At 39.8% G+C, this 23,749-nt stretch carries 26 protein-coding genes; all 26 read left to right on the forward strand.

The window, feature by feature from the left end; all coding sequences use genetic code 11:
- The first annotated feature begins 6 nt into the window (after window positions 1–6).
- The 26 genes from BLS24_RS00275 (at window position 7) to BLS24_RS00405 (ending at window position 23,727) form a co-directional block, all read left to right on the forward strand.
- Complete coding sequence (locus BLS24_RS00275; protein ID WP_091755122.1) at window positions 7–906, forward strand: TlyA family RNA methyltransferase; 900 nt, start codon at window positions 7–9, stop codon at window positions 904–906.
- Window positions 907–926: 20 nt separating this feature from the next.
- Entirely contained in the window at window positions 927–1,769 is an 843-nt protein-coding gene (locus BLS24_RS00280; protein WP_091755123.1) for an NAD(+)/NADH kinase, read from the forward strand.
- 28 nt (window positions 1,770–1,797) lie between these two features.
- Window positions 1,798–2,253: an arginine repressor gene (locus BLS24_RS00285; RefSeq protein WP_091755124.1), complete on the forward strand. Its 456-nt coding sequence runs from the start codon at window positions 1,798–1,800 to the stop codon at window positions 2,251–2,253.
- A 39-nt stretch (window positions 2,254–2,292) separates the two neighbouring features.
- Window positions 2,293–3,984, forward strand: a complete 1,692-nt coding sequence (recN, locus tag BLS24_RS00290; RefSeq protein WP_091755125.1) for a DNA repair protein RecN — start codon at window positions 2,293–2,295, stop codon at window positions 3,982–3,984.
- Window positions 3,985–3,989: 5 nt separating this feature from the next.
- On the forward strand, window positions 3,990–4,637 hold the full coding sequence (locus BLS24_RS00295) for a DUF1836 domain-containing protein (protein ID WP_091755126.1): 648 nt from the start codon (window positions 3,990–3,992) through the stop codon (window positions 4,635–4,637).
- Window positions 4,637–7,096, forward strand: coding sequence for an ATP-dependent helicase (locus BLS24_RS00300; RefSeq protein WP_091755127.1), 2,460 nt, complete (start codon window positions 4,637–4,639; stop codon window positions 7,094–7,096). The genes BLS24_RS00295 and BLS24_RS00300 overlap by 1 nt, the downstream gene beginning before the upstream one ends.
- Before the next feature lie 82 nt (window positions 7,097–7,178).
- Window positions 7,179–7,445 carry a DUF4366 domain-containing protein gene (locus tag BLS24_RS00305; RefSeq protein ID WP_071175662.1) on the forward strand — a complete coding sequence of 89 codons (267 nt, stop codon included), beginning with the start codon at window positions 7,179–7,181 and terminating at the stop codon, window positions 7,443–7,445.
- A gap of 12 nt (window positions 7,446–7,457) precedes the next feature.
- Window positions 7,458–8,870 carry a 23S rRNA (uracil(1939)-C(5))-methyltransferase RlmD gene (rlmD, locus tag BLS24_RS00310; protein WP_091755128.1) on the forward strand — a complete coding sequence of 471 codons (1,413 nt, stop codon included), beginning with the start codon at window positions 7,458–7,460 and terminating at the stop codon, window positions 8,868–8,870.
- Window positions 8,871–9,130: 260 nt separating this feature from the next.
- The gene (locus BLS24_RS00315; protein ID WP_091755129.1) at window positions 9,131–9,484 is read left to right on the forward strand and encodes a helix-turn-helix domain-containing protein; all 354 of its coding nucleotides are present in this window, start codon (window positions 9,131–9,133) and stop codon (window positions 9,482–9,484) included.
- A gap of 182 nt (window positions 9,485–9,666) precedes the next feature.
- Window positions 9,667–10,443, forward strand: coding sequence for a metallophosphoesterase family protein (locus BLS24_RS00320; protein ID WP_091755130.1), 777 nt, complete (start codon window positions 9,667–9,669; stop codon window positions 10,441–10,443).
- Entirely contained in the window at window positions 10,437–10,874 is a 438-nt protein-coding gene (locus tag BLS24_RS00325; RefSeq protein WP_091755131.1) for a DUF4869 domain-containing protein, read from the forward strand. Before BLS24_RS00320 ends, BLS24_RS00325 begins: the two co-directional genes overlap by 7 nt.
- A gap of 199 nt (window positions 10,875–11,073) precedes the next feature.
- Window positions 11,074–12,018, forward strand: coding sequence for a hypothetical protein (locus tag BLS24_RS00330; RefSeq protein WP_091755132.1), 945 nt, complete (start codon window positions 11,074–11,076; stop codon window positions 12,016–12,018).
- Window positions 12,012–12,758 (forward strand): hypothetical protein, encoded by a 747-nt coding sequence (locus BLS24_RS00335; protein WP_091755133.1) that lies wholly within the window; start codon window positions 12,012–12,014, stop codon window positions 12,756–12,758. The genes BLS24_RS00330 and BLS24_RS00335 overlap by 7 nt, the downstream gene beginning before the upstream one ends.
- Window positions 12,759–13,173: 415 nt before the next feature.
- Window positions 13,174–13,599, forward strand: a complete 426-nt coding sequence (locus BLS24_RS00340; protein WP_091755401.1) for a DUF2798 domain-containing protein — start codon at window positions 13,174–13,176, stop codon at window positions 13,597–13,599.
- A 215-nt stretch (window positions 13,600–13,814) separates the two neighbouring features.
- Window positions 13,815–14,795 (forward strand): aminoglycoside phosphotransferase family protein, encoded by a 981-nt coding sequence (locus BLS24_RS00350; protein WP_091755134.1) that lies wholly within the window; start codon window positions 13,815–13,817, stop codon window positions 14,793–14,795.
- Between the two features lie 257 nt (window positions 14,796–15,052).
- The gene (locus BLS24_RS00355; RefSeq protein ID WP_091755135.1) at window positions 15,053–16,594 is read left to right on the forward strand and encodes an ATP-binding cassette domain-containing protein; all 1,542 of its coding nucleotides are present in this window, start codon (window positions 15,053–15,055) and stop codon (window positions 16,592–16,594) included.
- Complete coding sequence (locus BLS24_RS00360) at window positions 16,591–17,043, forward strand: GNAT family N-acetyltransferase (RefSeq protein ID WP_091755136.1); 453 nt, start codon at window positions 16,591–16,593, stop codon at window positions 17,041–17,043. The genes BLS24_RS00355 and BLS24_RS00360 overlap by 4 nt, the downstream gene beginning before the upstream one ends.
- A 19-nt stretch (window positions 17,044–17,062) precedes the next feature.
- On the forward strand, window positions 17,063–17,830 hold the full coding sequence (locus BLS24_RS00365; protein ID WP_091755137.1) for a P-loop NTPase family protein: 768 nt from the start codon (window positions 17,063–17,065) through the stop codon (window positions 17,828–17,830).
- 257 nt (window positions 17,831–18,087) lie between these two features.
- The gene (locus BLS24_RS00370) at window positions 18,088–18,759 is read left to right on the forward strand and encodes a helix-turn-helix domain-containing protein (RefSeq protein WP_091755138.1); all 672 of its coding nucleotides are present in this window, start codon (window positions 18,088–18,090) and stop codon (window positions 18,757–18,759) included.
- Window positions 18,760–19,004: 245 nt separating this feature from the next.
- Window positions 19,005–20,009: a ribosome small subunit-dependent GTPase A gene (gene rsgA, locus BLS24_RS00375; RefSeq protein ID WP_091755139.1), complete on the forward strand. Its 1,005-nt coding sequence runs from the start codon at window positions 19,005–19,007 to the stop codon at window positions 20,007–20,009.
- Between the two features lie 55 nt (window positions 20,010–20,064).
- A complete protein-coding gene (locus BLS24_RS00380; RefSeq protein ID WP_091755140.1) occupies window positions 20,065–20,619 on the forward strand; it encodes a dienelactone hydrolase family protein in 555 nt (184 codons plus the stop codon).
- 98 nt (window positions 20,620–20,717) lie between these two features.
- Window positions 20,718–21,158, forward strand: a complete 441-nt coding sequence (locus BLS24_RS00385) for a LytTR family DNA-binding domain-containing protein (protein WP_091755141.1) — start codon at window positions 20,718–20,720, stop codon at window positions 21,156–21,158.
- Window position 21,159: 1 nt separating this feature from the next.
- Window positions 21,160–21,627 carry a DUF3021 family protein gene (locus BLS24_RS00390; protein WP_091755142.1) on the forward strand — a complete coding sequence of 156 codons (468 nt, stop codon included), beginning with the start codon at window positions 21,160–21,162 and terminating at the stop codon, window positions 21,625–21,627.
- Between the two features lie 92 nt (window positions 21,628–21,719).
- Window positions 21,720–22,418, forward strand: a complete 699-nt coding sequence (locus tag BLS24_RS00395) for an ABC transporter ATP-binding protein (RefSeq protein ID WP_091755143.1) — start codon at window positions 21,720–21,722, stop codon at window positions 22,416–22,418.
- A gap of 2 nt (window positions 22,419–22,420) precedes the next feature.
- Window positions 22,421–23,212, forward strand: coding sequence for an ABC transporter permease subunit (locus BLS24_RS00400; RefSeq protein WP_091755144.1), 792 nt, complete (start codon window positions 22,421–22,423; stop codon window positions 23,210–23,212).
- A gap of 113 nt (window positions 23,213–23,325) precedes the next feature.
- Entirely contained in the window at window positions 23,326–23,727 is a 402-nt protein-coding gene (locus BLS24_RS00405) for a hypothetical protein (RefSeq protein WP_091755145.1), read from the forward strand.
- The last annotated feature ends 22 nt before the right edge of the window (window positions 23,728–23,749 follow it).

A 23,749-nucleotide genomic window follows, 5' to 3' on the forward strand; every position in this document is an offset into this window, starting at 1 on the left:
TTTATTATGGCAAAAGAAAAAGAGAGACTTGATGTCCTTCTTGTAAACAGAGGTCTTGCTACATCAAGAGAGAAAGCAAAGGCCCTCATAATGTCTGGCGATGTCTTTGTGAATGGACAAAGAGAGGATAAGCCAGGGACTACTTTTGAAGAAGCCAAGATCACATCTCTAGAAGTAAAGGGGGATACTCTTCCTTATGTTAGTAGAGGCGGTCTCAAGCTTGAGAAGGCAGTTAACAACTTTGGATTTTCACTTGAATCAAAGGTTTGTATGGATATAGGCGCTTCAACTGGCGGATTTACAGACTGTATGCTTCAAAATGGAGCGACCAAGGTCTATTCAGTTGATGTAGGTCATGGACAGCTTGATTGGAAGCTTAGAAGCGATGACCGAGTTGTCTGCATGGAAAAGACTAACTTTAGATACATGGTAAGAGCAGATATTCAGGATGATCTTGACTTTTCATCCTGCGATGTTTCTTTTATCTCACTTACCAAGATATTACTCCCAGCCAGAAACCTTCTAAAGGACGGCGGAGAAATGGTATGCCTTATCAAACCTCAGTTTGAAGCAGGAAGAGATAAGGTTGGCAAAAAAGGTGTAGTCAGAGATCCAAAGGTTCACGAAGAAGTTGTACACAGGATCATGGATTTCGTTGATATTGCAGGCTTTGAAGTGCTTCACCTTGATTTTTCACCTATCAAGGGACCAGAAGGAAACATAGAGTATCTGATCCACATCAGAAAGAATCCTGAGTTTAATGAGAAAGTTTCTGAGCTCACAGAGGCTGATGGTGAGAAGATATTAAAAGAGATATGTGAAGCCAAAACTGGTATCTCACATACTCCTGAAATGGAAAAGCTAATTGCAGAGACTGTAGACAGAGCCCACGGCAAACTTGATTAAAGCATTATTGGGGAATATAGATGGATAACTTTTGTATAGTTACTAACAGAAACAAGGATATAAACCTTGAGATCACTAATTATATCAAGGGATATCTTGAAAAACACGGCAAGAAATGTGTTATAGCTGAGAGCGAAAAGATCAGAGATGACAAGCACACTGGCAAAGAGTTTAAGAGTGCTATTCCAAAGGATTCTGACCTTTGTATTGTTCTTGGCGGCGATGGCACAATGCTTCAGGCAGCTAGAAGTGCCGCTATCTATGACATTCCGATCATAGGTGTCAATTTAGGAACACTTGGATATCTTGCAGAAGTTGAAAAAAATGGCATCGACAATGCTCTTGAGCAGATCCTTGCCGGTAAGTATGAGATAGAAGATAGGATGATGCTTGATGGCAGTATGGGAGACAAGAAGGATTACTGTCTCAATGATATTGCCATTACAAGGTATTCATCTATTTCAGCAATAGATTACAATATTTACGTCAATGACCTTTTGCTCTGCACTTATCATGCAGATGGTATCATAGTTTCAACTCCTACAGGATCAACAGGCTACAATATGTCTGCAGGTGGTCCTATCGTGGAGCCTTCAGCCAATATGATACTTATAACTCCAATATGCCCACATACTCTTAATTCAAGGAGTTTGGTGCTTTCATCAAAGACTAAGGTCGAAGTTGAGATTGGGGCCTTTAGAGACAACATAAGTCAAAAGGTTGTGGCCAGCTTTGATGGATGCGGTATAATTGAAATGACAACAGGGGATAGGATCTCAATTCAGAGGTCCGACATGACAACCAGGATACTAAAGCTCAACAGAGTCAGCTTTTTACAGGTTCTTGGTGAAAAGTTTAGATAATATATGATTGTGAAGGGGAAGGTTAGAAATGAAGAAAAACAGACACGACAAGATCATCGAGATCATCGCAAGAAATGTTGTAGAGACACAGGAACAGCTTGCAGCTCTTTTAAAGGACGCTGGTTATGATGTTACTCAGGCAACAGTTTCAAGGGATATCAGGCAGATGAAGCTTACCAAGCAGGTAACAGAAGATGGTAAGTCAAAATATGTATATTCAACTGCAGACAGCGATATAATGCAGGACAAATATGTTAGCGTTCTCAAAGCTGGATTTGTAAGTATGGATCTGGCTCAGAATATATTAGTTATGAAGACAGTATCAGGTATGGCTATGGCTCTTGCTGCAGCCCTTGATGCACTTAATTTTCCACAGATCGTTGGATGTATCGCTGGTGATGACACTATCATGATCGCCATTAAGACCAACGAGGAAGCGGTAGAGATCATGGAGGAGATCCAGACTCTCATGAATGAAGACTAAATAAATTTTGGCGGGGTCCTCTTTTAGAGGAGATGAAAAATGTTATATAGTTTGCATGTAAAGAACCTGGCTCTTATAAAAGAGCAGGAGATCGAGTTTTCCAAGGGACTAAATATTCTTACCGGTGAAACTGGTGCTGGTAAATCAGTCATCATAGGTTCAGTCAATCTTGCTCTTGGTGGCAAGACAGATGCTGGGCTTATCAGGACTGGCGAAGAGTCAGCTCTGGTGGAACTTACTTTTGGGGAATTAAATGATCAGCAAAAAAAGTTCATAAAGGATATGGATATTGACCTTGATGAGGATGGAACAGTTATCATTCAGCGCAAGATCATGCCTGGAAGAAGCATTTCAAAGATCTGCGGCGAGACTGTTTCAGCTAGGCAGCTCAAAGATATTGCCAGCATTCTCATAAATATCCACGGACAAAATGATCATCAAGAGCTTCTTCACAAGAAAAAGCACATGGAGATTCTTGATGATTATTGTATGAATGAGCTAAAAACTCCGCTTCAGGAGCTTTCGCTTAGATATGAAGAGATGAGATCTCTTGAAAAAGAGCTTGAGGACATGAGCATGGATGAGTCTTCAAGACTTAGAGAGCAGGAGCTTTTGGAGTTTGAAGTTAATGAGATAAATGATGCAAATGTAGTACTTGGCGAAGACGAAGAGCTTGAGAGCAGATACCACAAGATGGTAAATAGCAGAAAGATCTCAGAAGCCGCCTATGCAGCATCAGCCATGACTTCAGGTAATGACGGAGAAGACAGCGCATCAGACCTTATTGGCCGCGCTGTAAGGGAGCTGTCATCTGTTTCTAATTATGACAGCGATATAGAAGATCTTTTGTCCCAGTTATCAGACATAGAGAACCTCCTGACAGACTTTAATCACAGCTTGTCAGATTATGTCTCTGACCTTGAGTTTGACGACGAAGACTTTAGAAATACAGAAGACAGACTTAATACCTTAAATCATCTTAAGGACAAGTACGGCGGAAGCTTAGAAAAGGTTCTTGAGTACCTTGAGGAAAAGTCTAGTAGGCTTGAAGCTCTTTCAGATCTTGATGCTGTAAGAAATAAGCTTACTAAGTCTTTGGATGACAAGAAGAAAGAAGTTCTTTTACTATGTAAAAAGATCTCAGATATCAGGAAGAAGGGAGCAAGATCTCTTCAGGACAAGCTCACAGAGGCTCTTATTGACCTTAATTTCCTGGATGTGAGATTTGAAATAGAAATAAAGAGTGATGAAGATAAGATTTCTTCAAAGGGCTATGATGATGCACAGTTCATGATATCAACAAACCCTGGTGAAGCCATGAGACCACTTGATCAGATTGCCAGCGGTGGCGAACTTTCAAGGATCATGCTTGCACTTAAGACTGTGGTTGCTGACAAGGACGATATCAGCACTCTTATATTTGATGAGATTGATGCCGGAATCAGCGGCAGAACAGCCTGGAAGGTTTCCCAGAAGCTGGGTGAACTTTCAAAGGATCACCAGATTATCTGCATTACGCATCTTCCACAGATCGCTGCTATGTCAGATACTCATTTCATGATCGAAAAGGGACTTGATGACGGCAGAACAGTAACAAGCATTTCAAAGCTTGACGCAGACGCTTCTACAAGTGAACTGGCTAGACTCCTAGGCGGTGAAGAGATCACTGATGCAGTTATTCAAAATGCACTTGAGATGCGCAAATTGGCAGAAGAGACTAAACGAGGATAAAAAAGATGACTATCGACAATGATGATCTTATGAACAGCATAATTGCTTCTCTTGGAAGAATAGATACTATTCCTCTTGATGAGATTCCAAATATTGATCTGTATATGGATCAGCTCACGACTTTTATGGATGAGAGACTCAAAAAGACTACAAGACATCCTGAGACTGATAAGATCCTAACTAAGACCATGATCAATAACTATGCCAAGAATGATCTTTTACCACCTCCAGTGAGAAAAAAGTATTCCAAAGATCATCTTATTCTTTTGATATTTATCTATTATCTTAAGAGTATTTTATCTATAAATGACATACAGACACTTATTGAGCCTCTAAAGAACAGGTTCCATGTAAGTGATGACGAACTTAATCTTAGTAAGATATATGAAACAGCCTTCGATCTTCAGAAGGAAGAACTTGAGCCTGTTATTGAAGACCTCAAAAAGAAATATGAGAGAGCAGGCGAGACCTTCACAAACCTTAATATTACAGAGGATGAGAAAAAGAGAATGCAGCTCTTTTCCTTCATAACTCTTTTATCCTATGACGTTTATGTTAAAAAGCTTCTCATAGAGAAGATCCTTGATAACGTGACCAAAGAGGAGGACGAGGCGAAGGCAAAGAAAGATAAGAGCAAGGAAAAGAAGAAGTAATGGGAATTTACGATACACTTAATACGCAGCAGAAAAAAGCTGTTCTTCAGACGGATGGTCCAGTGCTGATCCTGGCAGGAGCAGGTTCCGGTAAGACCAGAGTCCTCACCCACAGAGTTGCATACCTTATCGATGAATGCAACGTCAATCCATGGAATATAATGGCTATCACCTTCACCAACAAGGCAGCAGGTGAGATGCGTGAAAGAGTAGACAAGATCGTCGGATTTGGAGCTGAGAGCATTTGGGTTTCAACCTTCCACTCCAGCTGCGTAAGGATCCTTAGAAGATATGCCGACAGACTTGGCTTCGACAATAACTTTACGATCTATGATACTGATGATTCTAAGAGTCTTATGAAGGATATCTGCAAGAGATTCCAGCTTGAAACTACTCAGCTCAAGCTTCGCAATATCATGGGCAGCATATCCAGATGTAAAGACAATCTGGTTTCTCCAGAAGAATACGCATTAAGTACAAATAATGAATATAACAAGGTCCGCATTTCAAAGGCATATACTGAGTATCAGAATGCTCTCAAAAAGAATAATGCCATGGACTTTGATGACCTTATCTTTAAGACTGTAGAGCTCTTTAAGACTAATCCTGATGTCCTTGAATCATATCAGGACAGATTCCGTTATATCATGGTGGATGAGTATCAGGATACCAACAATGCTCAGTTTGAGCTCATAAGGCTCCTTGCTGACAAGTACAGGAACCTTTGCGTTGTAGGTGATGATGACCAGAGTATCTACAGATTTAGAGGCGCTAACATCAGAAATATCCTTGATTTTGAGAAGGTATATCCTGATGCAACTGTTATAAAGCTTGAGCAGAACTACCGCTCAACCCAGGAAATCCTTGATGCTGCCAATGCTGTCATCAGTAACAACTACGGCCGTAAGGACAAGGCTCTTTGGACAGATCAAAAGGATGGGGATAAGGTCAAGCTTGTGGAGTTTGATACAGGAGAAGATGAAGCTAAGTTTGTTGCCACGGATTTGGGCAAATTAAAAAGAAGTGGCAAATTAAATTATAATGATGTAGCCGTTCTTTATAGAACTAATGCACAATCTCGTCTTTTTGAAAAATGGTTTGCTGCAGAAGGAATTCCATACAATGTTGTTGGTGGAGTTAATTTCTATTCAAGAAGAGAAATTAAAGATATTTTGGCGTATTTAAAGGTCATAGATAATGGTCAGGATGATATCGCAGTAAAAAGAATTATCAATGTTCCTAAGAGAGGTATAGGAGCAACGACCATTGAATATGTTCAGGAATATGCTATAGAGAGACAAATTAGTTTCTATGATGCTTTGTGTGAAGCTGATCAGATTGTTGCAGTTGCAAGAAGTGCTAGCAAATTGAAAGATTTTGTTACAATGATCAGAGCTTTTAGAACAAAAGCTAAAAGCTATTCAGTAGAAGATTTAACAAAAGACATCATTGATGTTACTGGCTATATGAAGTATGTAGAAACTTTGGATGAAGATGAAGAAGACAATAGCGGTGATAATAGTAGAAAAGCCAATTTGGATGAGTTGATCTCAGCTATTGTTGAATATGAAAGACGCGTTGAGGAAGAAGGCAATGAATCGCCTAGTATATCTGGATATTTGGAGAATGTAGCTCTTATTTCTGACCTTGATAGAGTAGATGAGGATGGTGAAAAAGTTCTCCTTATGACTCTTCATAGTGCCAAGGGACTTGAGTTTGAGCACGTTTACCTTGCCGGCATGGAAGAGGGTGTGTTCCCATCTTACATGACACTTCAGTGCGAGGATTCAGATCCTGAGGGCATTGAAGAGGAGAGAAGACTTGCTTATGTAGGAATTACAAGAGCTAAGAAGCATTTAACTCTTACTGCTGCAAGGCGCAGAATGGTAAGAGGCGAGACAATGTACAACAGACTTAGCCGATTTGTTACTGAGATTCCTGACAACATGCTTGAAAACGCCAAGCCTCAGAGTAGTAAGCCAGCATTTCTTTTTGATGATGGCGAATCAATCGACGAGTATGAAGGTGTTGAGAGTACATATGAAAAGTCCCGTAGAAGTAGCTCTTTTGACGACTACGATGGACCAAGCCTTAAGTCATCTTACCAGAACAAGAACTTTGGAAGTAGCAGCGGCGTTTCACAGCTTTCCAATTCTTATAAGCTAAAGGCAAAGCCTGCTCCAAAGAAGCCAAGAGCAGTGCCACAGAGTAAGCCTTACATTGCTGGCGCAGCCAAGACACATACAAAGGGCACTCTTGCAGGTCTATCTAAGGGAATGCCAATGGCAGCGTCCAAGCCTGATTACAATGTTGGAGATAAGGTCTCACACATCAAGTACGGCGTAGGAGTAGTAACTTCTCTAGAAGAAGGACCACGTGATTACAAGGTAACAGTCAACTTCGACAACTGCGGCCAGAAGATCATGTATGCTGCTTTTGCAAAACTTAAGAAAGTGTGAAATAATCCGGCATTCAATTACGTTTAATATTATATATGCTATACTTAATCTAGATTATTTATTTGAGAAAGGGGTTACTAAGATGGAAGTAAAATCAAAGATTGACGACATTATTGAACTTACAAGAATTAACGAACTTCTGGACAAGAGAGAGGCTGCAAATGCCAAGAAGCCTTCTAACGTGATCCTTTGGATTTTGGCTGTAATTGGATCTATTTCAGCTGTAGCGATCATTTCATACCTTGTATATCGCTATATGACACCAGCCTTTGAAGATGATTATTATGATGATGATTTCGACGATTTCGAAGATGACTTCGATGACGAAGATTTTATCAGGGAAAGTTAAGAATTAATTACCGTGAAGAAAAAAGACATTGTAACAGGAATAGTTAAAAGAGTAGAGTTTCCAAATAAGGGAATCCTTGAGACAGAAGAGGGAAAAGTTGTTGTAAAAGGCGCTCTTCCTGATCAGAAAGTTTCAGTACAGATACAGAAGGTTAGAAATGGCAGGGCAGAAGGACGACTTCTTGAAGTATTAGAAGAAGCACCTGATTCAAACGAGAGCCCATGCATTCACTTTGGAAAATGTGGTGGATGTAGCTATCTCACAATGCCTTATGTCAAGGAACTTGGCCTTAAGGAACAGCAGGTAAGAAGCCTTTTAAAGCCAGCTGTAGAGAGAAACTCTATTCGCTTTACATGGGAGGGTATCAAGACCAGCCCTGTTAAGTATGCATATAGAAACAAGATGGAATTCACCTTTGGTGATGAGATCATGGGAGGTCCTCTCTCTCTTGGAATGCACAAGAAAGGGAGCTTTTATGATATCGTAACTGTCAGTGGTTGCCGCATCGTAGATGATGACTATAGAGCAATTCTTTCAGCTACTGTTGATTACTTTTCACCAATGTATGACAAAAAGGAAATCACCTTCTACCACAGAATGAAGCAGGAAGGCTATCTTAGACATCTTCTAGTTAGAAAAGCTGTTAGAACAGGTGATATTTTGATCGACCTTATTACAACAACTCAGGAAGAGCATGATCTTACTGGCTATAAGGATGCACTTTTGAACTTGCAGCTCGACGGCAGAATTGCTGGTATCCTTCATACCAAGAATGACTCTCTTGCAGATGCTGTAATTGACGAAGGTACAGAAATCCTCTATGGTCAGGACTTCTTCTATGAGCAGCTTCTTGGCCTTAAGTTTAGGATCACTCCATTTTCATTCTTCCAGACAAACAGCTTAAGTGCTGAGGTTCTCTATCAGACAGTTCGTGATTACATTCGCAGCTTGTATGATCAGAGCAACATCAAGAATGACGGAGTTGTATTTGATCTTTATTCAGGAACCGGCACAATTGCTCAGCTCCTTGCACCAGTAGCCACTAAGGTTATCGGTGTTGAGATTGTTGAAGAAGCAGTTGAAGCAGCCAAAGAGAACGCCAAGCTCAATCACCTTGATAACTGTGAGTTCATCGCCGGTGATGTCCTTAAGGTTCTCGATAACATTGAAGATAAGCCAGATCTTATCATTCTTGATCCTCCTCGTGATGGTATCAATCCTAAGGCACTGAAGAAGATAATTGATTATGGCGTTAACTATATGATCTACGTATCCTGCAAACCTACATCCCTTGCCCGCGACCTGGAAATCTTCCAGGAGAACGGATATATGATGAGTAGGGCTGTAGCAGTAGATCAGTTCCCATGGACAAGCCATGTAGAAACAGTCGTCCTCTTAACGAAAACGACTGTAAAGGAAGTTTGAGTTTAGAGACGACTGTAAAGGAAGTTTGAGTTTAGAGACGACTGTTGTTCTGGCGAGCACGAAGTGCGAGAGCAGAACTTCCTTGTGAAATAGTGGTGGGACGAAAAAACTTAAACAAATTAATATGATTTTAAACCTGTAGGCATTGTCTACAGGTTTTTTATTTAGTAGAGAGGAAACATTGAATATGTGCTGGTGGGATGATATTATAGACGCAGTGGCGGAATGAAATTTACTCGTATATACGGAGAATAATAAATATGATTATAAGCGAAAGAATATTTAAGATATTGCAGGAACGTGGCATTTCTCAAGCTTCTTTTGGCAAGATGATAGGTCTTTCTAGTAGTACCATAAGTGACTGGAAGACAAAAAAGACTAACCCTTCAGCAGAGAAAATAATGGATATCTGTACTGCTCTTGATATCACTCCTGAGCAACTTCTTACTGGGGAAGGGATAGATGATGATTTCACAAAGCATAATGATATGGAAGTAAGCTTTGAAGATAAGGAGATGCTTGTTGAGTATCATGGTCTTGGGGAAGAACAGCAGAAGAGACTGATGGCTTATCTGAAGACCTTGAAGAAACTTGAGGATCTTGAGAATATATGATCTTGAAATGCCAAATTAGCATTTCAATTAGTATAAAGTGTTCAGATGTGAACACTTTAAAAAGGGAGGACTATGAATTGAAGAATAGAAGAATAACAGTGCAAGGCATTTTTATCCAGTGTATGTTAAGCGATAATTGAATTCTTTAGTGATAAACAAACGTTGGAAGGGAAATTTGAATAATGAAAGTACTTGTAATTCCAGATATACATTTAAAACCTTGGATGTTTGACAGGGCAGCAGAAATCCTTAGTGAAGGCAAGGCTGATAAAGCGGTGTGTCTTATGGATATACCTGACGATTGGGGAAAGGAACTCAGTGTGGATCAGTATCGAGACACTTTCGACAGAGCTATTTCTTTTGCCAAGGCATATCCTGAGACGTTGTGGTGTTATGGAAATCATGATGTTAGCTATCCTTGGGGCAAACTTGAATCCGGATATTCACCGTATGCAGAAAGAACAGTTATTTCAAAGTTGGATGAACTTAAAGATTCTTTACAGAATAGATCACAGATTGCATTTATTCATAGGATAGACAATGTGCTTTTTATGCATGGTGGGCTAATTGCTGAATACGTCAGTAGATTAAATTCTGAATTATTGGACGCTGATATAGATGAAATTTTGGAAGCAGTGAACAGTGCATCAGATAAATACCTGTGGAATGATGAATCGCCGCTATGGTATAGACCACAGTACAAAGATATAGAGGCTTTCAGGAGAGAAGATTATACACAGGTAGTTGGTCACACACCTGTTAAGGAAATATATGAGAAAAATGGATTTATTTCTACAGATGTTTTTTCAACATATAGTGATGGAAGGCAGATTGGAGAATCAGCTATGATCATCATTGATACTGAAACTAGGAAATACGAAAAGGTACCAATTATGGGGAAACTTGGATATAAAGTTTGTACGGTTACAGTGGGTGAGAAAGATACAAAAATATGCTAAAAATTATCTTTGGTGAAACAGAAGGGGCAATGCATGTACCGTCATGGTTCAGATTTAATTTCGAAGAGGAGTGGTTTGAGGATCCTCTTGTAGCTGAAATAATGGCTGATGTAGATAAGTCGTATTATAAAGGCAATCAGTTTATTGTAAATGAAGAGCTTGGACCTATTCCGCCAGAAAGGCTATCAGAAGGTGTACAAACACTCATCTGTATTTATAAAATGCCTGATCTTATGTATAACGCTACAAAGTGCGGGAAAGATTGTTCCAAGTGGCTAGTTGAGATTGGACGCAGAGAAGATGTTACTGTTAATTTGAGATATTATTTACCTTTTGATGAATGTGGGGATATAGAAATTGAAATTCTCAATGAAAACAAGATGGTTTATTCTGCTGAGGAATATAGGCATATCGCACTGAAATATGTTTGATGGCACTAGCAAATTGCTGAAAGTGGTTATTTCCATTTTGGAAATAACCACTCATCATAGTAGAAGCAGCAGTTCGTCAAATAAATTATGCAATTTATCTGACGCAAGAGGTAATTATTTTAATTTGAATTATTTAGTTCATGGTGCTATATTTAAATTGTAAACTAAAATGATTTACAATTTAAAAAGCGAGATAATTATGAAAGATTACCTTGAAAAAGCACTTCATATGAATGTAACTTTGGACGAAGATGAGTCATTATACAAAGGATTACCACTGTTTTATAAAGGCATGTATATTCTTTATCGAGTAAATACTAATGGCGCTGAATGGATTGCAATGCAACCCAAGAACAGTGTGGGCTTATCACAGATACGTAAGCATAGGTCTTTGCTTGAAAAAACAGTGCAACTTAACTGCGTAGTTTTCTTAGAACAAACCACATATTATTCAAAAGAAAAAATGGTTGAAGAGGGGATACCGTTTGTATTAGAGAATAGAGATGTGTATTTACCTTTTTTAGGTGTGCTTCTTTCCGGTAATGATAGACAACTGAAACCTGTACACGATATCTCTTTTCTGACGCAAAAGATGTTAATTTTGGGAATTATAGAAGGATATGAAAAGGCTACTGTTACGTATATTGCATCTCGTCTAGGCATTTCCAAGATGGCAATAAGTAAGTGCTTTGATGAAATAGAGTATCTTGGTATAGACGTCTTGGACAGCAAGGGGAGATACCGTGCTATTACGGTGAATCCTGATAAGAAAGCAGCATGGAGAGCAATAGAACCTTTTTGCAGAAACCCGGTTATTCGAAAGTTCAATTTGGTTGAAAATGTTAAGCTGAGCAAAATGGCAGGAATATCCGCCCTTTGCGAATATTCAATGTTATCAGATAACGCGTATCCAACATATGCTATTACCAAAGAGGATATTAATAAAAGTGGCATAAGGACAATGAAACAGGCAGGCAGAAATGATGAAATTGGATGCGTTGTCTTAGAATTAGGGTATTATATAGATTCAGTTAAAAAGAATATTCAAGACCCTTTGAGCGTTTGTTTATCACTAGATGATGAGAAAAATGATGAAAGGGTCGAATTGTCGATAGAAGAAATGTTAGAGGAGTATGTATGGTAGTAGGGTTAGAAAAATTAAAGCAGCATTTTGAAGGAGATGAGGACAAATACGTCCTTATAGGAGGTGCTGCTTGCGATATAAACTTTTCAAATAATGAAATTGCTTTTAGAGCTACAAGAGATCTGGATATGGTTTTGATTGTCGAAGCATTAACTCCGGATTTTGGAGAAAAGTTTTGGCAATTCATAATAGATGGCGATTATCAGCACAAGGCTACAAGTTCGGGAAAACCACAGTTTTTTAGATTTACTGATCCGCAAAACGCAGGATATCCGGTGATGATTGAGCTATTTGCTAGAACAGAATTTCCGATAAGAGAGCCGAATATTTTAACACCAATACATATAGATGATGAAATATCAAGCTTGTCAGGTATCCTTTTAAATGAAGACTATTATAAGATTCTTCTGGAAGGAAGAACTGTGGTCGACCATTTGTCAGTGCTTAGGCCGGAATATCTCATTTTATTTAAAGCCAAGGCATATCTGGATCTGAAAGCTAAGCGCGATGCAGGTGAAACGGTTCATTCTTCAGAATACAAAAAGCATAAAAAGGATGTTCTAAGGATAATTACTGAGTTGGTTGTTGAAAGGCCACTTTCTTTGCCTGAAACTGTGTATGATGATATTAGTAGGTTTATAGAATTGCTGGATACTGATCCATTTGATGTTAATACATTGATTAATTATGGTGTTACAACCGAAGAAGTTGCACAGAGACTAAGGGAGACCTTTCTATAAGGGGGCAACTTTTTCCAAAATGGAAATAGTTGTCCGCTATTTCTTAACCCCTGCACCCCAAACTATGTGAAAACGTGGTGAGAAGCCATTATACAAGTTTATTTGCAGTCCGCCTGTCTGGCGGACTGCTTCTATTCTTTCATTCGAAATACAGGCAGTGAAATTCGTCAGATAAACTATACTATTTATCTGACAAAAAAGATTGCTGAAAAACACTCTTACACGTTTCACCATTTTCTGCTATAATCACACTCTGTTGATTAAAAATCAGAAGATACAAAAGTTGGTAACATTGGAAACGCACACCTAGGAAGGTGATAACGAACAACACGCTTAAGTCTTCGCCGTTTTTTGAAAGGAGAATCTTAACGTGTTACCACAGAATAAGTTTCAGGATGTTATTTTTACAATTTTTATGGCCTTTGTCATGGTTTATGCAATGATCTGCTACAATATCGCCCTTAACGTAGGGGGAATGCAGAACTTTGTATTTCTTGCAGCATTTAAGGAAATGCTGATCATGTGGCCTATCGCCATAGCATTAGAACTCATCTTTGTTGGAAGACTTGCTCAGAAGCTTGCTTTTAGATTTGTAACTCCAGGCAAGGACCCAGCGATCATGATTATTCTTGCGATATCATCTATGTCAGTTTGCCTCATGTGCCCACTGATGAGCTTTGCAGCAACACTTCTTTTCAAGAATGCAGGAAAAGAGATTGTGGCAGTGTGGCTTCAGACAACAGCAATGAACTTCCCAATGGCTCTTTGCTGGCAGATATTCTTTGCGGGACCTTTGGTACGCAACGTATTTGGTTTCTTTGTAAAAAAACTTACAAAATAAGTGCAAAACAGATCCGTATGATGTAAATCATGGGTCTGTTTTTTTGTGTGTAAAGTACTGATAGCAGGGGGTATAATAAAAAACATGATAATAAGGCATCACAGAATATACTTGCCAAGGTGGGATTTATTCCAAATGGCGAAGTAGGTGAGGAAGGTCCAAGATTTGTAATAAAATAAGCGCATTTAAATCTATTGATCACAGGAGGGGACAAGATGATCAACAGCAAGACAAAATACGAAGCTACACATGAAGAAATCAAGGAATTATTCGAGCATCATAAGGTTGGGGAAGTGACAGGTATTACGCCTCTTGGAAATGGGGAGTTTAACGCAGCATACAAGGTTATCTGTGATGACGGCAGTAGCTATGCACTCAAGATCGCGCCGCCAAAGGGAGCACAGGTCCTTACCTATGAAAAGAATATGATGGAGTCGGAAGTGTTCTGGTATAAGAAGATGCATGAGAATACAGATATCCTTTGCCCAGAGGTGTATGTTTCTGATTATTCAAAAAGTATAATAAAGAGCAACTGCTTTATCATGGAGATGATGGAGGGGGAGCCGCTGTGGGCTGTAAACTTCGCTGATCAGGAATATGAAAATGTTCAGAAGCAGAAGATTGGCATGCTTGCCAAGATACACAGAATCAAAAATGATAAATTTGGCTATAGGCAGTCAGGTCTTCACGACACCTGGTATGAGGCTATAGAGGCAATGGCTTCAAATCTCGTTTCCGATTGCAAAGCCCTGGGATATGAGACGCCAGATGGGGAGAAATTCATAAAGCTCATTGATAAGCATGAAGAACTCCTGAGGAAAGTCCCTTGCAGAATGGTTAATTTCGACCTTTGGGACAGCAATGTCCTGTATAAGGATGGCAAGATCTGCTGGATCGATCCAGAGCGCGGATTCTGGGGCGATCCTGTAGCTGACTTTATTACCCTTGGTTCAGGCCAAAAAGCACCTCTTTCATCTAAGGTAAAAGAGCTTGAGATATACAATGAAACTGCTGATGAAAAGATAGTTCTTTCAGAAGAAACTGAAATTAGATATCAGATCGCAGTGTGCCTTCTTGCACTTATCGAGGAAGTAGAAAAATATGTCAGGTATGAGCCAGATGAGCCAAACTACATTAGAAATACTGTAGATGCAAGAGAAATGTACGATATGGCCTTTGACATATTGAGTAGATAGATGTTAGTATAAAAATGGTTTTAAAAATATAAAAGAAAGAGCGCTTTGCGTTTAGGTGAGGAAATGTATATTAGATAATTTAGCTTGAGTTAACACAAAGATTTTTAGATAGCTGCTTATGCGGCTGTTTTGTGTACGCTTAAACTAGATTATCATGCATTCTTTAGCCTAACTGTTATAGTAGGTCTATTTGTGTGAGTCTATTTTGCGTATGCAGAATGGACTCTTTTTTTTGCAGCTAGACTGGAGGGTGATATATGCTACAGATCAAAAACTTGACTATAACACACCGCGTTGATCTGCGTATCATATTAGAAAAATTCAATATGGTCCTAAACGATGGAGATAAAGCAGTGATCATAGGAGAAGAGGGAAATGGTAAGTCAACCCTTATGAAATGGATCTACGATCCTGAGCTTGCTTTGGAATATGCAGAGTGTGAGGGCGAGAGGGTATTATCAGGGGAAGTCCTTGGGTATCTACCACAGGAACTGCCTGAAGCTGATAAAGACAAGACGCTTTATGAATACTTTTCAGAGTCGAACTTTTTCTTTGATAAGACGCCAAAAGAACTTTCTACCATGGCCGTAGAATTTCAGGTTCCCGCGGACTTTTTTTACAGCGAGCAAAAGATGCAGAGCTTGTCCGGAGGAGAAAAGGTAAAGGCCCAGCTCATGAGACTTCTTATGGATGGTCCAACAGTGCTTCTTTTGGATGAGCCATCAAACGACATAGACATCAGCACGCTGGAACTTTTAGAGAAGTTAATTAATGGGTGGGAGCACATAGTTCTTTTCATATCTCATGATGAGACCCTTATTGAGAACACGGCAAATGTGGTGATCCACATCGAGCAGATCATGCGTAAGACCAAGAGTAGGTACACTATCGTAAAGGATAGTTACAGGAACTACATTGAGAAAAGAGCTGAGAATTTCGAGAGGCAGGAACAGCAGGCAATCAATGACAAGAAGGAGAAAAAGCGCCGTGACGAGAAATATGCAAGGGTATATAACAGCGTAGATCATGCTCTTACGAATATTTCTAAGGGTGCTAGGGATTCCATAGGCAAGAACCTCAAAGACAAGATGCATACCGTAAAGGCCATGGGTAAGCGCTTTGAAAAAGAGGATGAGAACATGACCAAAATGCCTGAGCAGGAAGAAGCAATATTTTTTAAGCTTGGGGATGAAAACGCCAAAATGCCTGCAGGTAAGACGGTTATCGAGTATGAGCTAGATGAGCTGAAGACGCCGGATGGATCAAAGGTCCTTGCAAAGGATATTTTCCTTAGAGTCAGAGGCCCTGAAAAGATATGTATCGTAGGCACTAATGGAGCCGGCAAGACCACACTTTTAAAGATGATGGCAAAAGAGCTCCTTTCAAGAAAAGACATAAAGGCGCAGTACATGCCACAAAACTACGAAGAGCTTCTTGACCTTGATGCTACGCCTGTGGAATTTTTGGATGATACCGGTGATAAGGCCATTCGCACTCGCATTAGGACTTATCTAGGGGCACTTAAATACACCGCAGATGAAATGGATCATTCCATAAGGGAACTATCTGGCGGCCAAAAGGCAAAGGTACTTCTACTTAAGATGAGCTTGTCAGATGCAAATGTCCTGATACTAGACGAGCCAACACGAAACTTTTCGCCCCTGTCAGGACCAGTTATCAGGAAGATGATAGCTTCTTTTCCTGGAGCGGTGATCAGCATTTCACACGATAGAAAGTATATAGATGAAGTGTGTACCAAGATTTACACATTAACAGATGGAGGATTAAAAGAATCATGAGTGATTATAGATATGTGAATTTACGTCAAATGCCAGAAATAAAGGAAACAGCAGCAAACTGGTTTCATGAAAAATGGGGAGTGCCAACTGAGGCTTACCTAGAGTGCATGGATGCATATTTAGCTAAAGAAACTGAGTATGGCTGGTATCTTTGCCTTGATGGAGAAAAAATAGTAGGCGGCATGGGTGTTATCGAAAATGACTTCCACGACAGAAAAGACCTTGCGCCAAATGTCTGCGCTGTTTACACAGAGGAGGACTATAGATGCCAGGGCATATCTGGAAAGCTACTTAATATGGTAGTTGATGATATGAAGTCCAAGGGCATTACCCCAATTTATCTAGTTACTGACCATGTTGGATTTTACGAAAGATACGGATGGGAGTTCTTTTGCATGGCCCAGGGCGACGGAGAGCCTGAGCCTACAAGGCTTTACATCCATAGATGACCTATAAAGGAGATAATGCATGAACTATTTTGTAGAAGGATTGCAGGGAAGCGGCAAGAGCACGCTTGTAAGAAAGCTTTCTGAGAAGTATCCTGAGTATAAGGCTATTTGCGAAGGGGACTATTCTCCTGTTGAGCTTGCCTGGTGCGCTTACGTGGACCAAAAGACTTATGAAGAAATTCTTGATAAGTACGAGAGCCTTAGAGATGAGATCAGGGAAAAGAGCTATGAAGAAGATGACCACATGATCATCTGCTACACCAAGATAATTACTGATGTTCCGGGCTTCCACAAGGATTTAGAAAAATATGAGATCTACAATGGGAACCTTGATGCTGAAAGCTTTAAGGAAGTTGTCTTAAGAAGATTTCAGAATTTTAGTGGTGATAGGAATATCTTTGAGTGTTCTCTTTTCCAGAACATCGTTGAAGACATGATCCTATTCCAGCAAAAGACTGATGAAGAGATCTTAAACTTTTATAAAGAGGTCAAAAAGGCTCTTGCTGGCAAGGATTATCAGATAATGTACATTCAGACTGATGACATAGCAGCAAATATCGACGTTATCAGGAAGGAACGCTCTGATGACAAGGGAAAAGAGATGTGGTTTCCACTGATGATAGGATACTTTGACAATTGTCCTTATGCTAAGGAAAGGGGATTGTCAGGTACTGAGGCACTACTAGAGCACTTTAAATATAGACAGGAACTGGAACTTAGGATATGCAAGGAAGTATTTGAGGGGAAATATAGGGTGTTAAAGTCTAAAGATTACGTACTAGACTAAAACGATCCGATTTTGACAGAACCAGCGTATGCGAGAACATGCACCAGAAGAAATAGCTTGCGAGCCTTCAAATGTGGCTAGTGAGCGAGTAATTCTTAGCTGTGGTGGAAAACTAATTGAAAACTGCAATTATAAAGGGATTGAGCTGAATGTTTACAGGATGAATTGAACAGAAAGCTGTCTTGTTAACTCTACTTTCCGTAGGTACCAAGTTCTTTTGCACTGGACTACAATCTGAACATGGAGGTGATGGAGATATGAACCAATATGTTACGGGAACGATCATTAAGGAATTAAGGGAAAAGAATAAGATGACACAGCTTCAGCTATCGGAGAAACTGGGGGTAAGCGATAAGACTGTATCTAAGTGGGAGACAGGTAAAGGGTATCCTGATATTACACTGTTGGAACCAATAGCTGAGGCATTCAGAATCTCGGTAACAGAGCTCATTTCAGGTAATACCATTCACAATGCTAATGTATCTGCAAATATGCTAAAGGCAAAGTTCTATGTCTGCCCTGTTTGTGGAAATGTTATACATAGTATGGGAGAAATAGCAGTTCACTGTCATGGTATTCAGCTTGAGCCACTTGAAGCAGAGCCTACTGATGAGAAACATATGGTATTTATCGAACGTGTGGAAGATGAATATTACGTGCGTATCGATCACAGCATGACCAAGGAACATTATATTTCTTTTGTGGCAGCAACTTCATCTGATGGCATACAGATGGTTAAGCTCTATCCGGAAGGTAGTCCTGAAGCGCGATTTAAGATAAGCGGAGTTAGAAGGATATTCTTTTACTGTAACCGCGATGGGCTGTATTCTATTGATCCCCTGAAGGGCATTGATGATAAGGAAAGCGGATATGATGATTCCAAGGAGCGAAGGGAACTTGAGAGGGTTGCGGACATGCTATTTGGGTGATATACTAATTTTGTTGAAAAAATACTAAAGAAAGCGAGGTAATCATAATAATGAGTGTAGAGAAGATGAATATGAACGTTTTAACTAAATACTTTATGAAGACCTCGGTTTGTGATAAATAATTGATTTTCTTAGCCGTGGCTTATTAGTCACGGCTTTTTCTTTTTTAATTTAAACCAGCCATATTCTTGGCACTTTTCCATACTGAGGTCTCCATACCAATCAAGAATAAGGATGGAGAAAAAATGAATAATTCAAACGAAAGATTATCTAAAGGCAGAGTTTCTGCAATTCACAAGAATAGCTATATCCTAAGATTTGAGGGAAAAGATATTTCAGCAAAGCTAAAGGGAAGCTTTAGAGATGAAGAGGCAGAGAATCTTCCAGTAGTTGGGGACTATGTTTCTTTTGCCTATAATGAAAACGGAGATTCCCTCATAGCGTCGGTCTATGAGAGAACAAGCTTTTTACAAAGGCCAGATCAAGCCAAAACTGGCGTCATGCAGTACATGGTGGCAAATGTTGACTATACCTTTATAGTGACATCGCTAAATGAAGACTACAGCTTTAACAGGATTGCCAGGTATGCAAGCGTTGCCCTGCAGGGACATTCGATACCTGTCGTGGTCCTTACAAAGTCAGACCTTTGCAGTAACTATGGCAGATATATAAGGGAAGTTGAGAGCATATCTGACAAAGTAAGAGTCCATGCAATTTCTGCATTGTACGGAATAGGAACAGATGAACTTCAGGAATATATGCGGCCCGGCGTTACTATATGCCTCATGGGATCATCTGGAGCTGGGAAATCTACTCTTTTAAACGAGCTTGCAGGTGAAGACCTGATGAAGACCTCTGCTGTCAGAGAATCGGATTCTACAGGTAGGCATACCACAACCTACAGGCAGCTCATCGAGCTTGATAATGGTGTATCCATAATCGATACTCCAGGCATGAGAGAGATTGGAATGGCTAGTTCAGAGCAGGGAATAGACAATACCTTTTCTGATATTCTGACTTTGGAAAAGTGCTGTAAATTCAGCGACTGCAAACATGATACGGAACCAGGATGTGCCATAAAGGCTGCAATAGAAAGTGGCGAACTTTCGATAGAGCGTTATAATCTATATAAGTCTTTACTTTCTGAAAACACTAGAAATTATGCCAAGAAAAAGGAAATCTCTAAATGGGCAAAGGCTGCCAAGAAAATGAAAATGAGCCCTAGGGACGGAGGTTACGGCTCATTTTAGAAATAGTGAGCCCTAGGGACGGAGGTTAGGGCTCATTTTAGTAGGAGGAAAATAAATGAATTCTAAAAAGCTCGCAGTAATCTTACCAGGAACAGGCTACACCAAGGATAAGCCTCTTTTATACTATGCTCAAACTATAGCTATAAAGAAGGAATACGAGATAGTTAACGTTGATTATGACAAATTCTTTGTAGGCGTTAACTATAGAAATCCTGATGAGATGAATGCTGTAGCAGACAAGGCATACGAATATGCGGCAGAGCGTCTTGATAGCATAAATTATAACGAGTACGACAAGGTTGTATTTATAGGAAAGAGCTTTGGAACAATTGTGGGTGCCAGATACGCTACTGAGCATAACATGGCTCCAACGCAGATCTGGTACACTCCTGTTATGGACGCCTATGATAAGGCAGTAGGCCATATCGTGGCATTTATGGGAGATAAGGACCCAATAGCAGACGTAAATGCAGCACGAAAGAAAGCAGAAGAGAAGGGAATTCCTCTCCATGTTTATCCTAATGCCAACCACTCTCTGGCTACAGGGGATGCACTTGTGGACATCGATGCACTTAGGGATGTCATGACTATCACTAATGAAATCTTGTAAGACAAAAATGAGCCCTAACCTCCGTCCCTAGAGCTCATTCAGGGAAAAATGAGCCCTAACCTCCGTCCCTAGAGCTCATTTTATGCTAGAATTATAGTATGAAGATAGATATAGAGAAGATCACTGCAGGGGAGGATAGCGTAACCATACGCTACAAGGACCTCACACCTGCTATCAAAAGAATAATCGGCATCCTTGAAAAGACTGAGGACAAGCTGTGGGGCAAGACAGAATCAGGAACTGTCAGCATTAGTCTCCATGACATCCTCTATCTTGAGTCTGTTGACGACAAGCTTTTTGCCTATACAGGTAGTAGCGTTGTAAGGATTGACGGAAGCCTTAATTCCTTCGTAACAGACATTGACGACGAGAGCTTTTTTAGGTGCAGTAAGTCCATGGTCATCAACGTTAACAGGGTGAAGGCCTTAAAGAGCCTGTCCTCTAACAGGATAGACGCCACCATGGAAAGCGGCGAGCATATCATAATATCCAGAAGATATGCGTCAGATTTTAGAAGACTTTTGAAAGGAGGCAGGTAATATGAAGGACAAAAAGAAATTATCACTGTGGGAACTGTATCTTACAAAAGAGATAGGTATCGAGTTTAAGTCATGCCTTTATTTCTTTGCATTCCTTTTTTTCTACTGCGTTTACAGAGTATGCCTTGGAATCTACGACGCCAGCATTCTCCACATGACAGAGCTTATATTTGCCTGCTACATAATTGGCTATATTCAGGTGTATTTTCTTTGGAACTTTGATGAAGCTGACAAGCTTGGACTCAAGGAAGCCTTTGGTATGATAGGCTGCACCGCAGTTTATTGCATTATCTCATATGTATTTAACTGGTTTGCAAAAGACCTTTTGGTAACGCTTTTATTTGCAGCGTACATTTTACTTGTTTATTTCTGCGTATATCTGATCTACAAATATAAGCGCAAGATAGATGACAAAAAACTAAACGAGGACCTTAAATTTTTCCAGACAAGTCATCAAAAAAGTGAATGATAGAGGTAATATAGTGCATCTTACGGGAACATGTATTGTTCCCGTTTTTTGTTTTTGTTATGAATAAATTACAAGAACAAAGGAGGCGCTATATGAAAGAAAATGTTATCGAGATCAGACATCTCACAAAAAGTTACGGTAAGAGCCGAGGAGTAATAGATGTATCTCTAAATGTAAAGCAGGGAGATATCTTTGGCTTCCTTGGACCAAACGGAGCGGGCAAATCTACTACGATCCGATCCATGCTTGGATTTCTTAAGATAAATGAGGGCAGTATCAATATCCTTGGAATGGACAGCGGAAGGGACCATGAAAAGATACTTAGAGAAGTAGGCTACATGCCATCTGAAGCCTGGTTTTACGATTCCATGAAGGTAAAGGATGTTATCAAATACGCAGCAGACGTAAGAGGACTTGATTGCAGTAATGAAGCAGGAATGCTCTGCGAAAGGCTTAAGGTTGATACAAACAAAAAGATAAAACAGCTGTCTCTTGGAAATAGAAAGAAGGTCAGCATTGTGTGCGCAATGCAGCATAAGCCAAAGCTCTTTATCTTTGATGAGCCTACAGGAGGTCTCGACCCTCTTATGCAAAAGAAATTCTTTGAACTCATAAATGAATATGTAGATAAAGGCGCCACATGTCTTTTATCAACACATGTATTATCTGAAGTTGATAAATACTGCAAAAATGCAGCGATCATGAGAGACGGAAGGCTCACAATGCTCGATACACCACATATTGATGATGAGACTTTCCTAAGTTTTTATGAAGATGATGAGGAGGCGTAAATATGAGATCAGTACTTAAAAGAGAATTATTACTTAATATAAAGAGCTTGTTAATATGGAGCATTTCAGTAGGACTTATGGGATTTGCATGCATACTGCTGTATCAGTCAATGGAAGGCGAGATGAAGGACATGGCAGATGCCTTTTCCAATATGGGAGCTTTTTCAGAAGCCTTTGGAATGAGTACTCTTAGTATTGCAACGCTAAAAGGATACTTTGCTACAGAAGTAGGAGCTGTTCATGGCCTTGGAAGTGCCATGTTTGCAGCTATAACAGCAATAGGCATTATTTCTAAGGAAGAGGATGCCCATACGGGAGAATTTACATTTTCTCTTCCGCTATCAAGAAGTAAGATCATTGCAGCAAAGGGAATCTGCGTAGCCATAATGCTTATAGTGTTTACAGTAATCTGTACAGCATTTTACTACATAGGATTTGAGATCCTGGGCGAAGAGATGCCAATGGATCAGTTCATGAAATTCATGGGAATGCAGCTACTGATGAATGCCGAGATTGCAGGTATCTGCTTTGGAGTGTCAGCTATTTCTGGTAAGAACAGAATGGGACTTGGCCTTGGAATAGCTCTCGTATGCTATGCCTACGACGTAATGGGAAGAGTGGTTCCAGACCTTAAGGACTATCTCTTTATAGGACCTTATTCATATTCCAACGCATCCGAGATATTTACTGGGGTAGCTACTGAAGGAAAAGCTATAGCATTGGCAGCAGCTTTTTTGATCGGAGGAGTAGCCTTTGCATTCTTAAGATTTAACAAAAGAGATCTGGCAAGCTGATAAAAAAATAAAATTTGTACTATACGAAATATAGTATTATGTGATATCATACTAAATGTTGCGGCTTACGTAACAATTACTAAAGGGAAAAATATAGAAAGAGGTATGATGTTATGAAAAAGTTTGTTTCAAGAATCCTTCTTCCACTTATGGCTTGCTTAATGCTTGTAGCTTGTGGAGCACCAAGTTCACTTGAGGAAATCCTTACATCTGATGCTGCAGTAGCAGAGACAGAGAAGGCTAAGGAAGATCTCCTTTCTCAGTACAGTGACACATATTCAGACTATGCTATGGAAGTAACTGGCAACAACCTTACTTACAAGTATTACTATGTAGAAGAGCTTTCAGCTTCAGCTGATGACCTTAAGGCAGCTCTTGAGGCTGAGTCATCTTGGTCAGATCTTATCAACCAGACAAAGGATGAGATTGAGAAGACAGCTAAGATTCGTCCAGAGACAGTTACATTTGCTTACTATACAGCAGATGGTACAGAAATCTTCAGCGTTACAGAGTAATTCTTAATACTTAAGATAATAA

The sequence above is a fragment of the Butyrivibrio sp. INlla18 genome (assembly GCF_900103635.1).
GTDB lineage: Bacteria > Bacillota > Clostridia > Lachnospirales > Lachnospiraceae > Butyrivibrio.

Bases quoted from the DNA above. Each gene is read 5' to 3' on its own strand.
- BLS24_RS00275 (WP_091755122.1), top strand. From the start codon at position 7: ATGGCAAAAGAAAAAGAGAGACTTGATGTCCTTCTTGTAAACAGAGGT.
- BLS24_RS00280 (WP_091755123.1), top strand. From the start codon at position 927: ATGGATAACTTTTGTATAGTTACTAACAGAAACAAGGATATAAACCTT.
- BLS24_RS00285 (WP_091755124.1), top strand. From the start codon at position 1,798: ATGAAGAAAAACAGACACGACAAGATCATCGAGATCATCGCAAGAAAT.
- recN (WP_091755125.1), top strand. From the start codon at position 2,293: ATGTTATATAGTTTGCATGTAAAGAACCTGGCTCTTATAAAAGAGCAG.
- BLS24_RS00295 (WP_091755126.1), top strand. From the start codon at position 3,990: ATGACTATCGACAATGATGATCTTATGAACAGCATAATTGCTTCTCTT.
- BLS24_RS00300 (WP_091755127.1), top strand. From the start codon at position 4,637: ATGGGAATTTACGATACACTTAATACGCAGCAGAAAAAAGCTGTTCTT.
- BLS24_RS00305 (WP_071175662.1), top strand. From the start codon at position 7,179: ATGGAAGTAAAATCAAAGATTGACGACATTATTGAACTTACAAGAATT.
- BLS24_RS00315 (WP_091755129.1), top strand. From the start codon at position 9,131: ATGATTATAAGCGAAAGAATATTTAAGATATTGCAGGAACGTGGCATT.
- BLS24_RS00320 (WP_091755130.1), top strand. From the start codon at position 9,667: ATGAAAGTACTTGTAATTCCAGATATACATTTAAAACCTTGGATGTTT.
- BLS24_RS00325 (WP_091755131.1), top strand. From the start codon at position 10,437: ATGCTAAAAATTATCTTTGGTGAAACAGAAGGGGCAATGCATGTACCG.
- BLS24_RS00330 (WP_091755132.1), top strand. From the start codon at position 11,074: ATGAAAGATTACCTTGAAAAAGCACTTCATATGAATGTAACTTTGGAC.
- BLS24_RS00335 (WP_091755133.1), top strand. From the start codon at position 12,012: ATGGTAGTAGGGTTAGAAAAATTAAAGCAGCATTTTGAAGGAGATGAG.
- BLS24_RS00340 (WP_091755401.1), top strand. From the start codon at position 13,174: ATGGCCTTTGTCATGGTTTATGCAATGATCTGCTACAATATCGCCCTT.
- BLS24_RS00350 (WP_091755134.1), top strand. From the start codon at position 13,815: ATGATCAACAGCAAGACAAAATACGAAGCTACACATGAAGAAATCAAG.
- BLS24_RS00355 (WP_091755135.1), top strand. From the start codon at position 15,053: ATGCTACAGATCAAAAACTTGACTATAACACACCGCGTTGATCTGCGT.
- BLS24_RS00360 (WP_091755136.1), top strand. From the start codon at position 16,591: ATGAGTGATTATAGATATGTGAATTTACGTCAAATGCCAGAAATAAAG.
- BLS24_RS00365 (WP_091755137.1), top strand. From the start codon at position 17,063: ATGAACTATTTTGTAGAAGGATTGCAGGGAAGCGGCAAGAGCACGCTT.
- BLS24_RS00370 (WP_091755138.1), top strand. From the start codon at position 18,088: ATGAACCAATATGTTACGGGAACGATCATTAAGGAATTAAGGGAAAAG.
- rsgA (WP_091755139.1), top strand. From the start codon at position 19,005: ATGAATAATTCAAACGAAAGATTATCTAAAGGCAGAGTTTCTGCAATT.
- BLS24_RS00380 (WP_091755140.1), top strand. From the start codon at position 20,065: ATGAATTCTAAAAAGCTCGCAGTAATCTTACCAGGAACAGGCTACACC.
- BLS24_RS00385 (WP_091755141.1), top strand. From the start codon at position 20,718: ATGAAGATAGATATAGAGAAGATCACTGCAGGGGAGGATAGCGTAACC.
- BLS24_RS00390 (WP_091755142.1), top strand. From the start codon at position 21,160: ATGAAGGACAAAAAGAAATTATCACTGTGGGAACTGTATCTTACAAAA.
- BLS24_RS00395 (WP_091755143.1), top strand. From the start codon at position 21,720: ATGAAAGAAAATGTTATCGAGATCAGACATCTCACAAAAAGTTACGGT.
- BLS24_RS00400 (WP_091755144.1), top strand. From the start codon at position 22,421: ATGAGATCAGTACTTAAAAGAGAATTATTACTTAATATAAAGAGCTTG.
- BLS24_RS00405 (WP_091755145.1), top strand. From the start codon at position 23,326: ATGAAAAAGTTTGTTTCAAGAATCCTTCTTCCACTTATGGCTTGCTTA.